Source organism: Microterricola viridarii (genome assembly GCF_001542775.1).
Taxonomy (GTDB): Bacteria; Actinomycetota; Actinomycetes; order Actinomycetales; family Microbacteriaceae; genus Microterricola; species Microterricola viridarii_A.
On the sequence record NZ_CP014145.1, the window covers coordinates 57326 to 72366 of the forward strand.

11 protein-coding genes are annotated in these 15041 nt (G+C 68.9%); 3 read left to right on the top strand and 8 right to left on the bottom strand.

Annotation, left to right across the window (positions count from 1 at the left end; genetic code table 11):
- The first annotated feature begins 164 nt into the window (after positions 1–164).
- From AWU67_RS00250 to AWU67_RS00260, 3 genes are all read left to right on the top strand, one after another.
- Entirely contained in the window at positions 165–572 is a 408-nt protein-coding gene (locus tag AWU67_RS00250) for a DUF7144 family membrane protein (RefSeq protein ID WP_067225393.1), read from the top strand.
- A 194-nt stretch (positions 573–766) separates the two neighbouring features.
- Complete coding sequence (locus AWU67_RS00255; protein WP_082716667.1) at positions 767–2965, top strand: acyl-CoA dehydrogenase; 2199 nt, start codon at positions 767–769, stop codon at positions 2963–2965.
- A gap of 9 nt (positions 2966–2974) precedes the next feature.
- Complete coding sequence (locus AWU67_RS00260; RefSeq protein ID WP_067225395.1) at positions 2975–4009, top strand: LLM class F420-dependent oxidoreductase; 1035 nt, start codon at positions 2975–2977, stop codon at positions 4007–4009.
- A 188-nt stretch (positions 4010–4197) separates the two neighbouring features.
- On the opposite strand, the gene AWU67_RS00265 is transcribed toward AWU67_RS00260, so the two are convergent.
- The 8 genes from AWU67_RS00265 to AWU67_RS00300 form a co-directional block, all read right to left on the bottom strand.
- Positions 4198–4776 (bottom strand): HhH-GPD-type base excision DNA repair protein, encoded by a 579-nt coding sequence (locus tag AWU67_RS00265; protein ID WP_199922320.1) that lies wholly within the window; start codon positions 4774–4776, stop codon positions 4198–4200.
- Positions 4777–4787: 11 nt separating this feature from the next.
- Positions 4788–5810, bottom strand: a complete 1023-nt coding sequence (locus tag AWU67_RS00270; RefSeq protein WP_067225398.1) for a malate dehydrogenase — start codon at positions 5808–5810, stop codon at positions 4788–4790.
- A gap of 31 nt (positions 5811–5841) precedes the next feature.
- Positions 5842–6636, bottom strand: a complete 795-nt coding sequence (locus tag AWU67_RS00275; RefSeq protein ID WP_082716668.1) for a CDP-alcohol phosphatidyltransferase family protein — start codon at positions 6634–6636, stop codon at positions 5842–5844.
- Between the two features lie 12 nt (positions 6637–6648).
- Entirely contained in the window at positions 6649–10068 is a 3420-nt protein-coding gene (locus tag AWU67_RS00280) for a fibrinogen-like YCDxxxxGGGW domain-containing protein (protein ID WP_067225401.1), read from the bottom strand.
- Between the two features lie 44 nt (positions 10069–10112).
- Positions 10113–10826, bottom strand: a complete 714-nt coding sequence (locus tag AWU67_RS00285) for a lipase chaperone (RefSeq protein ID WP_067225403.1) — start codon at positions 10824–10826, stop codon at positions 10113–10115.
- A gap of 182 nt (positions 10827–11008) precedes the next feature.
- On the bottom strand, positions 11009–12589 hold the full coding sequence (locus tag AWU67_RS00290) for a flippase (RefSeq protein WP_082716669.1): 1581 nt from the start codon (positions 12587–12589) through the stop codon (positions 11009–11011).
- Positions 12586–13350, bottom strand: a complete 765-nt coding sequence (locus AWU67_RS00295) for a WecB/TagA/CpsF family glycosyltransferase (protein ID WP_067225406.1) — start codon at positions 13348–13350, stop codon at positions 12586–12588. The genes AWU67_RS00290 and AWU67_RS00295 overlap by 4 nt, the downstream gene beginning before the upstream one ends.
- On the bottom strand, positions 13347–14924 hold the full coding sequence (locus AWU67_RS00300; protein ID WP_129586593.1) for a hypothetical protein: 1578 nt from the start codon (positions 14922–14924) through the stop codon (positions 13347–13349). The genes AWU67_RS00295 and AWU67_RS00300 overlap by 4 nt, the downstream gene beginning before the upstream one ends.
- Between the last annotated feature and the right edge of the window lie 117 nt (positions 14925–15041).

Consider the following 15041-nt stretch of genomic DNA (forward strand, 5'->3'; position numbering starts at 1 on the left):
ACGCACGTTCGAGCTTGAGCGTAGCGAACCGGCGCCTTTGGCAGACGTGCAGCGCGCAGCGCGCGGCCAGATCAGTGTGGGAATCGGCCCTGTCGCCACACGGCACGTCAGCACTACGCTGAGCGCAGCGGGACGCTCGTCCACACCGGTCGAAGGAGCAGCTCATGAACAGCGCAGCCGTGAATCGTCGTCCGGGCGGGGTCACACTCGTCGCGGTGCTGGTGTGGATCTCGGGAGCATTCGACGTCGTTGGCGGGGTGCTTCTGCTCTTCATGCAGAATGACGCCGGGCTGCAGGATTCCTTCAGCGGGAAGACGGGCCTGGTCACGACGGCGGTCGTGGACATCGTGCTCGGAATCATCGTGGTCGTCGTTGCGAACGGGCTGCTGCGGGGTCGGAACGGCGCACGCCTGATCATCACGGTGGTGGAGGTGTTCTCCATCACGGCGGGCATCTTCACGTCCATCGCGGCACCCACGCTGCTCTCCACCGAGCTCCTCGGGGTGCTGCTCTCGGTGGTCGTGCTGGCGCTGCTCTGGTCGCGATCCGCGAGCGCGTACTTCCTGCCCTAGCCGGCCTGCCGGAGCCCGACGCGCGCTTGTGGACACCCTCCGGGTCTGACCCCCGTTGATTGTGGGATTCACACAGCGCCCCGGCATCCTCTCGGCGCCATCTTTGTAGCACCCGGCCGCATCATTGGCCTCTGCAAGCCACGGCTCCTAGCGTGGGATCAGATTCGTTCCGACGCGAAGAATGAGGACCAACGATGGTTGACACAGCTCGCAGCACCGCCCACGTACAGGACGCCCCCGCAGAGGATGCCGCTGCCCCGGCGCCCGCGGCCGTGCCGGACACCGCGCCGGTCCAGATCACCGGCACCCCCGGCGCCCCGCGGGTCGACGTCGCCAAGCTCAGCCGTCAGATGCTCGGTAGCTGGCCGGAGGACCGCCTCGCCTCGCGCGAGCTGGCCGGCCGCCCGGAGATGCAGCGCATCGAGGGCCAGACCATGGAGGAGCACCGGGAGCGCGTGCTCGGCCAGCTCAAGCTGCTGGTCGAGAACGGTCAGGTACACCGCGGGTTCCCCAAGGCGCAGGGCGGTCGCGACGACCACGGTGGCAACATCGCCGGCTTCGAAGAGCTCGTTCTGGCCGACCCGAGCCTGCAGATCAAGTCCGGGGTTCAGTGGGGCCTGTTCGCGTCGGCGATCCTGCACCTGGGGACCCAGTACCACCACGAGACCTTCCTGCCCGACGCCATGAGCCTGGCCGTGCCGGGCGCCTACGCCATGACCGAGATCGGTCACGGCTCCGACGTGGCCAGCGTCGCCACCACGGCCACGTATGACGAGGCGACGCAGGAGTTCGTCATCAACACGCCTTTCCGTGCCGCCTGGAAGGAGTTCCTCGGCAACGCGGCCCTGCACGGCACCGCCGCCACCGTGTTCGCCCAGCTCATCACGAAGGGCGTCAACCACGGTGTGCACGCCTTCTACACGCCGATCCGCGGCGAGGACGGCGAGTTCCTCCCGGGCGTCGGCGGTGAGGATGACGGCCTCAAGGGCGGCTTGAACGGCATCGACAACGGCCGGCTGCACTTCACGAACGTGCGTGTGCCCCGCGTCAACCTGCTCAACCGCTACGGCGACGTCGCCGAGGACGGCACGTACACGAGCCCGATCGCGAGCCCGGGGCGCCGCTTCTTCACGATGCTCTCCACGCTCGTGCAGGGGCGTGTCTCGCTCGACGGGGCGGCCGCCACCGCATCCGCAATGGGGCTGGCCATCGCCATCAAATACGGGGCAGAGCGCCGCCAGTTCACCGCGGGCAGCGACACCGACGAAGAGGTGATCCTCGACTACCAGCGGCACCAGCGCCGACTGTTGCCGCGCCTGGCCACGACCTACGCCGCGCTGTTCGCGCACGACGAGTTCCTGGTGAAGTTCGATGCCGTGTTCAGCGGCAAGGCCGACAGCGATGCGGACCGCGAAGACCTCGAGACTCTGGCCGCCGCACTCAAGCCGTTGAGCACCTGGCACGCGCTGGACACGCTGCAGGAGGCCCGCGAGGCCTGCGGCGGCGCCGGCTTCATGGCCAGCAACCGACTCGTCGGGCTGCGCCAAGACCTCGACGTCTACGTCACGTTCGAGGGTGACAACAACGTGCTGCTGCAGTTGGTGGCCAAGCGCCTGCTGACCGACTACTCCAAGAAGTTCGCCAAGGCGCCAGCCGCCACGGTCGCCCGCCTCGTCGCCAGCCAGGCCGCGGACCGGGCCTACCACGGCAGCGGCCTGCGCAGCCTGGCCCAGACCGTCGCCGACTTCGGCTCGACAGCCCGCTCTGTCGACCACCTGCGCGACGCAAACGCGCAGCGGGAGTTCCTCACCGACCGCGTCGAGACCATGATCGCCGGTGTCGCGGGAGTGCTGCGCGAGGCCAAAGGCATGAGCAAGGCGGATGCCGCCGAGCTGTTCAACTCGCAGCAAAACGAGCTGATCGAGGCGGCCCGCGCCCACGGCGAGTTGCTGCAGTGGGAGGCATTCACCCGCGCACTCGACACGTGGAACGCCACCACCGACCCGGGCACAACCCAGGTGCTCACCTGGCTGCGCGACCTGTTCGGCCTCGGACTGATCGAGAAGCACGCCGCCTGGTACCTGATCAACGGGCGCCTCTCGCCGCAGCGCGCGCAGTCCGTCAGCGCGTACATCGACCGTCTGCTCGGCCGACTGCGCCCGCACGCCGTCGACCTCGTCGACGCCTTCGGTTACGGCCCGGAGCACCTGCGCGCCACGATCGCCACCGGCATCGAGCAGGAGCGCCAGGAGGAGGCGCGCGCCTACTACGCCGAACAGCGGGCATCCGGAACGGCGCCGCTGGACGAGAAGGTGCTCGCCAAGGCGGCCGCGAAGGCCGCCAAGGCCGCGGCCAAGGTCGACGCCAAGCCCGCCGCCCAAGCAAAACGGTAGACAACCGCCATGCGATTCGGGTACAACATCGGCTACTGGCGGCAGGGGCCGCCGGCCGGCGCCCTCGAGGCCGTGCGCGAGGCCGAACGGCTCGGCTTCGACTCCGTCTGGACCAGTGAGGCCTACGGCTCCGACGCGCTGACGCCGCTGGCCTGGTGGGGGTCGCAGACGGAGCGGTTGAAGCTCGGCACCGCCATCATGCAGATGTCGGCGCGCGCGGCCACGGCCACGGCGATGGCCGCCATCACCCTGGACCACCTGAGCGACGGCCGCTTCATCCTCGGCCTCGGCGCCTCCGGGCCGCAGGTGGTCGAGGGCTGGTACGGGCAGCCGTACCCGAAGCCGCTGGCGCGCACCCGGGAGTATGTCGACATCGTGCGCCAGGTGCTGGCCCGCGAGGCGCCGGTCACCAGCGACGGCCCGTTCTACCCGCTGCCCTACCCGGGCAACGACGGCGCGGGGCTCGGCAAGCCGCTGGTCTCAACGGTGCACCCGCTGCGTCGCGACCTGCCGATCTTCCTCGCCGCAGAGGGGCCGAAGAACGTGGCACTCGCCGCCGAGATCGCCGACGGCTGGCTGCCGTTCCTGTTCTCGCCGCAGCAGAGCGCAGAGGCGGCGGCCCAACTGGCCGCAGGTTTCGCGCTCCGCTCGAGCGAGCGCTCGCCGGCATTCGCCTTCGAGGTGGCCGTCACCGTGCCGGTCGTGCTGAACGACGACGTCGAGAAGGCGGCGGATGCCGTGCGCCCGATGATCGCGCTGTACGTCGGCGGCATGGGCGCCAAGGGCGCGAACTTCCACCGCGACGTCGTCGCCCGGATGGGTTACGAGGCCGAGTGCGACACCATTCAGGAGTTGTTCTTGGCCGGGCGCAAGGAGGAGGCCATCGCCGCCGTACCGACCCGGCTGGTCGAGGAGATCGCGCTGGTCGGCCCTGCCGCGAAGATCCGTGACGAGCTGGCCCGGTGGGAGGAGTCGGTCGTCACCACGATCCTCGTTCAGGGCGATGTGCGCACAGTGCGCGGCGTGGCCGAGCTGCTCGGCTAGGGCGCCCTCCGCGCCCCGTGGCGCACATCCCCGTTGGCTCAAGTTTCCCGTTGGCTCGAGGGAGCGCCAGCGACCGAAGCCAACACCCGCAGGCCCCGCGGGTCTCCCGTTGGCTCGAGGGAGCTTGCGACCGAAGCCAACATCCGCAGGCCCCGCGGCGTCGCACTCGGCGCCGCAGCGCCCGCGCACTACGCCTTCTTGGCCGCCGCCTTCGCCGCCTTCTTCGCCTCGCGCACCTTGGCGAGCGTTTCGGCATCCGTGATGTCGGCGACCGAATGGCAGGAGCCCTCCTCGCCGTACGGACCGGCCGCCTCCCGCCACCCCGGGGCTTTCAGCCCGCGCTGCTTGCCGAGCAGCGCCAGGAAGATGCGGGCCTTCTGCTCGCCGAAGCCGGGCAGCTGCCGCAGCCGCTTCAACACCTCCGCGCCGCTCGGGGCGCTGCCGTCGGCCGTCGGTGCCGTCCAGATGGCCTCGGCATCGCCGCCCCAGTCCCGTTCGATGATGCCGCAGAGCTCCTGCATCCTGGCCGCCATCGAGCCGGGGAAGCGGTGCACGGCAGGGGTCTGCCGGCAGATCTCGACGAATGCCGCCGGCTCGTAGTGCGCGATCGTCGCGGCATCCAGTGTGCCCAGGCGCTGCCGCAGCTTCTCTGGCCCGGCGAACGCTGTCTCCATGGTCACCTGCTGGTCGAGCTGCATACCGAGCAGCAGCGCGAGCGGGCTGGAATCCAGCAACTCATCGCTCGCCGCATCCCCTGTCAGAAACATGGCCCCGCCTTTCAGATCAGGCCGAGCGCACGCACGGCGTCTCGCTCGGCGATGAGTTCGGCCACCGAGGCGTCGATGCGGGCGCGCGAGAACGCTGAGATCTCCAAGCCCTGCACAATGCGCAGCTGGCCGCCCACCGACTCAACAGGGAACGAGCTGATCAGCCCCTCCGGCACACCGTAAGAGCCATCCGACGGCAGCGCCGCCGAGGTCCAGCCCGCGCCCGCCGGGCTGCCACCCACCCAGTCGCGCATGTGGTCGATCGTGGCCGAGGCGGCTGAGGCCACCGACGAGGAGCCACGCACCTCGATGATCTCGGCGCCGCGCTTCGCGACCCGCGGGATGAACTCGTCGGCGAGCCAGCGCTCCGCCGGCTCCGCCCCGCCGAGGCGTGCGGCCAGCAACGGCAATGCCGGCGCCCCGTCGAGTGTCGCGTGCGAGACATCGGGGTACTGCGAGGCCGAGTGGTTGCCCCAGATGGAGACGTTGCGGATGCCGCCGACCGGTGCGTCCAGGGCCGCCGCGAGCTGGCCGAGCGCCCGGTTGTGGTCCAGCCGGGTGAGCGCCGTGAAACGCTCGGACGGAACGTCGGGGGCATGCGCGCTGGCGATCAGCGCGTTCGTGTTCGCCGGGTTGCCGACCACGACGATGCGGACGTCATCGGCGGCGCCTGCGTTGATAGCGGCGCCTTGCGGGCCGAAGATGCCGCCGTTGGCCGCCAGCAGATCGGCACGCTCCATGCCGGGGCCGCGCGGTCGCGCGCCCACGAGCAGGGCGACGTTCACGCCGTCGAAGGCGGCCGCCCTGTCATCCGTCACGTCGACGCCGGCCAGGAGGGGGAACGCGCCGTCCTGCAGCTCGAGCGCCGCGCCCTCCGCCGCCCGCAGCCCCTGCGGGATCTCCAGAAGCCGCAAGCGCACGGGAACGTCCGCGCCGAGCATCTGCCCCGACGCGATGCGGAACAACAGTGCGTAACCAATCTGGCCGCCGGCCCCGGTGAGGGTGACAGTGACGGGGGTTCGTGAATGCGCCATACCCCACCCTAACCACGGCAGGCGTGGCGCGTCAGAGTCGATGTTTGGAGGCGGGCTGCAGAACCTGCAGACGCCGGTACTTCCGCCGCATCGACACAGCGGCGTGCACGGCGTTGAGGAGGAACATCCCGGTGTAGACCCAGACGAATACCTCTGGAACGCCCCAGAGCAGGAACACCCAGCACAGCGTGCCCATGTCGGTCGGGATCAGCACCAGGGACTGGCGGATGCCGGCCGACTCGCTGACCGGTTTCGCCGCCCCCGAGAGCTGTTCCGACAAGATCTGGCTCATGAACTGACCGCTGCTCAGCAGGCAGTAGCCCACCGCGACGGCGAGCGGCCATGTGCCGAGACCGGGCACGGCCGACAACCCGATCAGGACGGCGAGATGGATGGCTGGCGTGCGGATCGCGTCGACGACATGGTCGAGCCACTCGCCGGCCGGGCCGCTGCTGCGGCTGAGGCGGGCCACCTGTCCGTCGGCCGAATCGAGCACGTAGCCGGCCGCGAGCAGGGCGGCCACCGCGATACCGAGCGTGGCCGACTGGGGCGCGAACAGCATGAGCCCCAGGGCCGCGAACGACAGCACAGCGGAGACCGCGGTGACGACATTCGCCGACCAGCCGAGCGTGTAGGCGGCGGCCGCGGCGAACCGCGCCAGGCGCCGGTTGACCCACCGGGTGTACGCCGGCACCCCGGCCCCCGGTTTCTGCGCCGATCGGAGCCCGCTCAACGCGGTGCTGAATCGCCCGCCGGAGGCCGGTGCGAGCGCCCCCGAGATGATCGTCGGGAAGGACTCCTCGGGGGCCGTGTCAAGAGTGCTCATTGTCCTGCCCCCCTACTTCACGATCGCCGAGAGCTCGAAGCTCGCGCTCGGCGTTGACTTGTAATTCGAGTGGACCTCTGCGCTGATCACATTGGCGCCGGCGACGAGCGCCGACCCCGGCACCTCAAACACCACCGGGTTCGCGACTGCCGCGCTCGCCCCAATCGCCGAGCTCGCGTACGTGGTGTTCGTCACGGTTCCGGCCGCCATGTTGGACCGCTTGACCTCGACGCCGTTCAGATACACGACGATGCCGTCATCCGCCCGCGTCGTGAAGACGAGTGCGCCGATCGCGCCCGGGTCCGCGACGGTGAACGATGAGCGGTAGTACGAGGTGAGCGGTTGCGGAGCCACCGGTGTCAGCACAGTGCCGAGCACCGGTTGACCCCAGCCGATCGGAGCAGCCCCGGTCGACCAGCCCGTAGCATCGAATCCGGCATCCTTCCATGCCGCATCCGGGGCACTGGCCGGGTAGCTGTACGACCAGCTGGATGCCGGTGCGATGACGACGGTGCCGGGGGCGACGCTGCCGGGGTCGACCGGGTCGACGGGCGGATCAACGGGCGGCTGCGTGCCGAACGTGGCCTGGGCCGCCAACTCGAAGCTGGCGCTCGGCGTCGTCTTGTAGTTCGAGTGCACCTCGGCTGCGATCACGTTCTTGCCCGTGCTGAACGCCGACCCGGGGATGGTGACGGTGACCGGGTTGGCCAGGGCGTTCGCAGCGGTGACCGACGTCAGGGCGTAGGTCGTCGAGGTGACCGGGCCGGCCGCGATGTTGTTGCGCAGCACCTCCTTGCCGTTCACGTAGACCACGATGCCGTCATCCGCCCGCGTTGTGAGTTTCACCGACGCCACCTTGGTCGCATCGACGACGTCGAAGGACTTCCGGTAGTACGCGGTGAGCGGTTGCGGGGCCGCGGTGCTCAGCGTCGTCCCGAGCAGGGCCTGGCCCCACCCGATTGGTGCGGCGCCCGTTGACCACGCCGAGGCGTCGAAATCGTTGGCCTGCCATCCCGACGCGGGTGCCGTCGCCCCGAAGGAGTAGCTCCAGGTGCTGCCGCCCGCGACCAGAACCGGGTTGGTGGGGTCGGCCGGGGTGGTGGTTCCGACCGTCGCCGCCGGGGTGCTGGCCGACCAGTTGCCGGAGCCGTCGGCGGCGCGAACGAAGTACTTCGTTCCCGTCGGCGTGGCCGGCAGTGTGACCGAGAGGGAGCGAGTGGTCGCCACGACCCGGTCGTTGCGCAGCACCTGGTAGGTGACCGCATCCTGGTTGTCGACGGAGGCCGCCCAGGTCAGGGTCTCGCCGCCGGGTGAGTTCGACACGGCCAGGCCGGAGGGCGTCGACGGTGCCTTCGAATCGTTCGGGGCGAAGCGAACGAATCCGCCCGACCACTGGCTGACGTAGCCGGCCTTCTGGGACTTGGTGTAGTCGCCGCCGAACCACGTCACACCGTTGGAGTCGCTGAACAGCGCCCACGAGCCGGCTCCGACGCGCTGGCTCACGGTCGGGCTGAACTGGGGCATCGGCTTGCCGGTTGCGTTGTCCCACGCGCCGACACTGTTGATCTTGGTTGCCTGCGTCCAGTTGGTGCCGACCGACGGCCAGGTGCGTGCCCCCGCGTAGTTCGTGTAGAAGCAGTGGCACCCGCCGTACACGACGGAGCCGTCGGTCGAGATCGCCTGGAAGTCGCCGCCGGCCAGGCCGATGTTCGTGCTCAGCTCGGTCATTGACGCGCGGTCGTAGCTGTAGAGCATGTGCTGCGAGCCGCCGAGCCAGACCTTGTTGCCGACCTCTTTCACCGCCTGCTGGTAGTTGGTGGTGCTGGCGAAGTTGACCGACCACGGAACAACGCCGGTGTCTGCGGTCCGGATGCTGGCGGCCTTCACTGCTGCGGTTGCCTTGGACGCGGTGAAGAAGCCCGCGTAGTACACCCGGTCGCCCTGTGCGGACGCATCCAGCGCCATGACGGTGCCGTTGAATTCGGGGTTCCAGGTCTTGTCTGGCGTGCCGTCGGCCACGGAGACACGACCCGCCGCACGGGTGTACACCTGGCCCACCGCGGATCCACCACTCATGTGCGTGAAGTTGCCTCCGATGTAGAGCCAGTCTCCCTGCACGTCGAGCCCCCTGACCACCGGGACGCCGCCAGACAGGTTGTTGATCAGCGTGGTGGTGAATGTGGGGTCGGTGGCGCCTGTCGTCGGGTTGAGCGCGACCAGGCCTGGCCGAGCCGCGCCGTTCACCTGGCTGAAGTAGCCACCGACGGCGAGCGTGCCGTTGGGCAGGACGGCAAGCGCCTTCACCTGCTTGTCGAGCGTCGGCCGGAAGGAGGGGATCCACTCGCCGGTCTTCACATCGAAGGCGGCCAGATAGGACTGTGCGACCTGGCTGCCGCCGGTCGCCGTCTTCTGGACGGTGAGGAAGTTGCCGCCGATGTAGATGATCCCGTTACCCTCCGCGAAGGCGGACACCTCCTGGCTGCCCTCGACGGTGTTGGGGCCGGCGCCGATGCCGCTCACGCCCCACACCGTCGGCATCGCGAAACTGCTGGCGACGGCGGCCTGCTCCAGTTTGGCTGTTCCGGCGCTGGGAATGGCGTTCGTGTACAGCGCGGAGCTCATCAGCTTGGGCCGCAGGTAGACCTGCGTGAACGGGCGGGGGCGTCCGGCCGTGGTGCTCGGCGCCCAGATGAAACTGTTCGCGGCTGGATTGCCGCGGGCCGCGGTGCCGAAGCCGAATCCGGTCTTCCAGCCCTCCGCGGAGCCCGTTGTGGTCTCGATCCGATTCTGGTTGTTGCTTTGACCGAATGCGGCCATGGTGCCACCGGTGCCGGACGCGGTGCCGATCGTCCAAGCACCCGCGCGCTGCTCGTTCTCAAACATCCAGCTCCACTCGACGCGTGGCGAGGCGAACACGAAGGTCGCCTCCTGCCAGGTCGTGCCCGTGGCGTTCGTGGCCCGACGCAGGCGCACGCCGTCCGTCATGGACTTGACCGGCTGGTTGTTGAGCAGCTTGTCGATCATGCCCGCGCTCAGCTGCTTGGGCACGAATGCGTCTTGCCCGGTGAGCGTGCTTCGCACCTCGGCCGGGGTGCCAGCCCCTTCGTTCGTCTCAGACCAGCCCTCGCGGCCGCGGCCGATCAGCAGCCAGCCGCCGCCGCTCGTCGTCTGGTCGCAGTAGAACTGCTCGGCTGCTCCCAGAGCGGGAGTGTTCAGCCAATAGATGCCGCTCGGCGCGGAAGGCTTCAGTTGCTTGACCTCCCAGCAGGACGCCGCCGCCGTGTATTCAGAGAGGCCGTCGGGCGCAGGCCACGTCGTTGCTGCCGTGGCGCTGATCGGCGTGAGTATCGCGGCGACGACGATGCCCGCCGCGCACAGCGGGCCTAGCCAGTTCTTCCTGGACCGGACGGAAACGCTTCGGGTAAGCGTCATCTCAGTTCTCCTTGTGGTGGGGGCGGTAGCTGTTGACGAGATCGTCAACAGGTCGTTTCATCGGGAAAGGATCTGGCGATGATTCGCCAGCTTGTGCCGCTCTGCTCGAACGTGAAGATGTTGAGCGCGCGGTGTGGCCCGGCGGTGCCGGCCCCCTGAAGGGACGCGCCGTCCGAGTCCAGCGTCTGCACGTCGCTGGAATCGATGCACGCCTGCGTGACGACGGTTGCCGGCGTCGATGTGGTGTCGCTGCTCACGATGGTGACGTCGAGCACCTTGGGGGTACCGGTTCGCGTCCAGCCGTTGGCCTGCAGCTCGAGCTGGTCGTTCTTGATCTCATCGAGGATCGCGCCGGATGCCACGGCCGCCAGCTGCTCGGGCGGCTCGGTGGCATCGGGGCTGAGCTCGGCAGCCGCCGTCACCAGCGTCGTCACGGTGTCGGCAACGGTCTCAGGAGTGAGCGGAGCCGCTGCGCCTGCCGTCGGTGCGGGGGCCGCGGGGGCGGTGGCGGCGGGCGATTGTGCGGGGGCCCCCTCTGTGGCCGTCGATGGGCGCGATGATGCGACCGGTCCGGTGGCCGTCGGCGTCGGCGACTGCGTCAGGGCGACCCACGCTGCTGCAGCGATGGCGAGAGCGGCCAGCGCGGCGATGGCGGTGATGATGCGCCGCCGGGCAGATGACTTGTGCGGGTGGTCGGCTGGTGATGCCGACCCGAATCCGTAACGGAAGTCGTCGTCGTCGTCCGGTGCGCCGATCATTGCGCCCGAGACTGGGCGCAGGGCGGGCGTTCGCTCGCAGCGGGGGAGAAGCGCGGCGCAAGGCGGCTCGGCTTCGGGCAGATGGAACTCTGGTTCACGGGTGTTCTCCTGCACTTCGGGTTACAGGCGATGGGTAAGCCGTCACTGATCAAAGATGAGCATGCTTCAGTAACATCTGCACACTAGCCCCGGCTGGCGACCTCGGATAAGCCCCCCGTTAGGGTGTCACCCTCGCGCGGCTTCTGCCGGCGCGCCAGCAGCGCGAAATCGCGAAGCTGCAGGCGGTCGCGGTCCAGCGCACACCAGCCCACGAAGAGCAGCGCGGAAACAGCCAGGGAGAGTGCGAGCGCGGGGAGCGTCGCGCCGAGCGACAAGCGGAATGCGATGGCCGGGATGCCGAATGTCGTCAGCGCGATGAGCAGGGCATACGCGATGGTGCCGAACTCCATTCGGATGCCGATGAAGTGGCGAACCTCGATCACGGCGAGCACCGCGTCGACAAGCATGCTGAACGCCCAGGTGATGGCGGCGCCGTTGACGCCGATCAGCGGGATCAGGATCAGGTTTCCGCCGACGTTGAGGGCGAGTACCACGGCCTTGTTGAACGCGGCCCAGCCGCTCCGGCCGCTCATCAGGAGCACGGACTGGATGTTCCCGGTTGTGCAGGTGAGTATCGCTCCGACGCAGAGGATGGCAAGAGCGGTCGAGCCCTGCTCGAACTCCGGCCCCAGCCAGCCCAGCACGACGGGGGCGAAGACGGCGAGAACCACGTAGATCGGGGCGCTGAGCAGAACGAGCCACCTCGCCGCGATGCGGTACAGAGCCTGGACCTCGCCGTATTTCTCCTGGAACAACAGGCTGCTGAATCGGGTCGCTACGACGATCCGCAGCGCGGTGTCGATGATCAGGCCTGCAGCGATGAACCGGCTGGCGCCGCCGTAGATACCGGCTGCGGCCGAGCCGGCAATGATTCCAACGATGAGCACGTCGAGCCAGATGAGCGATTGCTCCATTCCGGCCGACAGCGTGCGCGGCAACGCGTAGGCCACGACGCTGCGCCGGATAGCCGGGTCAACCCGCCACGAACCGCGCACTCCGGCCGTGCGTTCGTGACGGGCAACCTGCACGCGAAGCACAAACGCAGCCGCCACGAGCGCGAGGGGCAGCGGAGCGGCCCAGGCGAGGGCGACGCTGGCGTAGGAACCGCCGGCGATGGCAACAGCCCAAACGGCGATCGGGCGGATCACGGGGAGCCCGATGCTGCCGACGCTGACGTACGGAACGATGCCGCCGAGCCCTCTGGTCGCCGCGAGGGCGACGAGTACGAGGGCCCCGGCTGGCAGGAACCAGCCGACCAAGGCGACGGCATCGGCGACATCCGAGGCGTGGCTGTCGCCGAGTTGTGCCAGCTGCGGGGCGAGTGCCACCGTCAATGCTCCGCACACGGTGCTGAGGACGGCGGTGATGAGCAGCATCGAGGTCAGCGTTCCGCGAATCGCCGCCGGGTTATGGGAGGCGAGGCGCGGCATGATCCAGACGGCGGCCGAGTCCATGCCGGCGCGGGCGAGGCTCAAGACGATGGTGAACACAGCAATGGTCTGCAGCACGACCCCGGCGCCGGCGTCGCCCAGCGTGCGCGCCAGGACGACGATGAGGGCGAAGCCCATCGTCGCGCTGATGGCAGAGCCGAGCAGGCTCGCAGTGCCCTCCCGTGCGAGCCTCCGCGTGTCTGGTGCGCTGAGATCTGGAGGGGCGGCGCTCATCGAAGACCGGTCTTGCTACTCACCATCTGTCTGGCGAGCCGGAACAGGAAGACGGGATTGCCGAGCAGGTAGCGTGCAGCGAGCCGACGCGGCTCGATGATCAGGCGCCAGAGCCACTCCAGGCCGGAGGCGAGCATCCATTGCGGCGCGCGACGGTTGTCGCCGCTGGTCCAATCGAACAAGCCGCCGCAGGTGAGGATTGCGGGCACGGTGAGATGCTGGCGATTCTCGGCGACCCAGCGCTGCTGCAGTGGGTCGCCCAGGCCGACAAGCAGGATGCCCGGCTGGTACTGGTTGATGCGAGCAATCAGCGCCTCCGTTTCGGCTGGCGAGACGTAACCGTCGTTGCACTCGATGAGCAGGCCGGGGGCATCACCCTGGAGGCGGTCGGCGGCGCGCTGGGCAACCCCCGGCATGCCGCCGAAGAGGAACAGCCTCGTGCCACTGCTCGCGGCGCGCGCGGCGAGGGGATAGATGAGATCCGTGGTGGCGACCCGCTCCGGAATCCTGAACCCGAGGATCCGTGCCGCCCAGACGATCGATTGCCCGTCTGCGTATCGGAGCTCGGCCTCGGCGAGGTCAGCGGCGAACTGGGTGTCGGAGGCGGCCAGATTGCACACGGCGGCATTGACGCCCGCCGCGACCCGGGTCGTTCGGCCGTCGGTCCAACCCATGATGGTGTCGACGAGCTGGTCCTGGCTGAGCGAATCGACCGAGATGCCGACAACCTGTGCGCGCTCGGCCTGCGCGTAGCCGCTCATCGGGACGCGCCGGCTGATGCGGCCCGCGAATCTGAGTGGTGGCTCGCCTGCTGAGCCGCCGCTGCCTCTGCAGCGGCTGGGGTGCTCCGCACCAGCGGGGCGACGGCCATCCGTCGCCTGTGCGAGATCGTGATGGTGCCGAGGAACACCGTTCCGAGCCGCGCGGCCTCCGTCAACACCTGCGCAAGGGTGTCTGCCCGCGTGCGGCGCGCCGTCGCGATGATCGCCATGCAGTCCGAGAGGCGCAGTGCGGCCAGCACGCTACTCGGCGGGGCCTCCGGGCCCAACGCGAGAATGCGGAACGAGCTCGGGCTCGCCGTCTCGAGGCGGTCCCAGGTCGTCTGGGAAATGTACGGTGAGGCCGTGTCGGCGGGGGCCGTCGCCGGGAAGAAGATCCGCAGCTGAGGGGCGCTGCCGGACTGGTACAGGTCCCCGCTGTCGTCCGCGCGCACGAGATCCAGCTTGAGGCCATCGCGCAGAGCGAGCCGCAGCTCCGCGGGCACGTGCGGGAGGATCAGTTCCGTTGCCACACCGCCCTGTGCCATCACGAATGCCAAATTGGCCGGGATGTCGGGTCGACCGTCCGGGGCGTCGTTGAGCAGTGTCAGCGCCCCGGCGTTGGGCGGCAGGCCATTCATGATGCGTTCCCGCGCAGCCCGGAGCTGCTCCAGCGTCTTCTCTCGTTCGGGGACGACCGCGTCCACCTCGCGGATGTCGGCGAGGATCTCGCCTCCGGTGGCGCGCTGGATCTCACGGCTGTTGCGGAGTCGACGGTCAAGCGGGTCGATGACGAACGCCGCGACTATCCCCAGCACGCTGCCTGCGAGGAGCCCCGCGACGAGCGCCTGCGCGCGGCCGGGCGCGAACACCACATCGTTTCGTGAGGCGGTGGTGAGGATCGAACCGCCCGCGGTGTCGATCTGTTCGAGCATGCTCTTCTGCGAGAGGAGCGTGTTCAGCTCGATGGTGACCAGGTCCCGGTCGCTGATTGCCTGATTGGCGGCAGAGCTGCCCGGTGGGGCTGTGCTGATGCGGGAGTTCGCATCGGCGAGCTCGGCGCCCAGCTGCACGCGGCGGTCTTCAACACCCTTGAGGATGCTGTCGAGCTTGGTCTGCGCCTGAGTGGTTCTATACGCCAGATAGGCGGTGGCTGCGGCATCCGCGCCGGCCTGGGCCTCCGCACTCGTCGGAGCGGTGAACGAGATGTGCACGACAGGGGCGCCGGTGACGGCGCTCGCCGAGATCTGGCGGCGCACGTCGGCCGGGTCGACCCCGGATTTCAGCAGTTCGGTGGCATTCTGTGCAACCGAGTAGGAGGTGGCGATCTGGGTCTCAGTGGATGCGTCCAGCAGGCTGGACGCCTGCTTGGTCGTGTTGAACGGATCAGTCGAGATGATGTTGATGTTGACGTCGGCCGTCGCCGTCGCAGTCGCCGGGGTGATGATCAGGTAGGCGAAGGCCGCGACGACGCCCAGAGCAGCCCCGAGCGCGATGAACGACCACTGCCGCTTGAGCACGAAGCCGTAGTGCTCCAGCCCCAGCGCGGTACGTTCCAACGGCTCCGTCATATCCATGCACCCCCACCCCCGGCGACGTGCATGCCGGACTGTTTGGCCTCGCTGTCGGGTGTCGGATGACCAGCTTGAACTCCGATGTCCATTGACGAGTTTGCCTCATATACTAATGTGCTC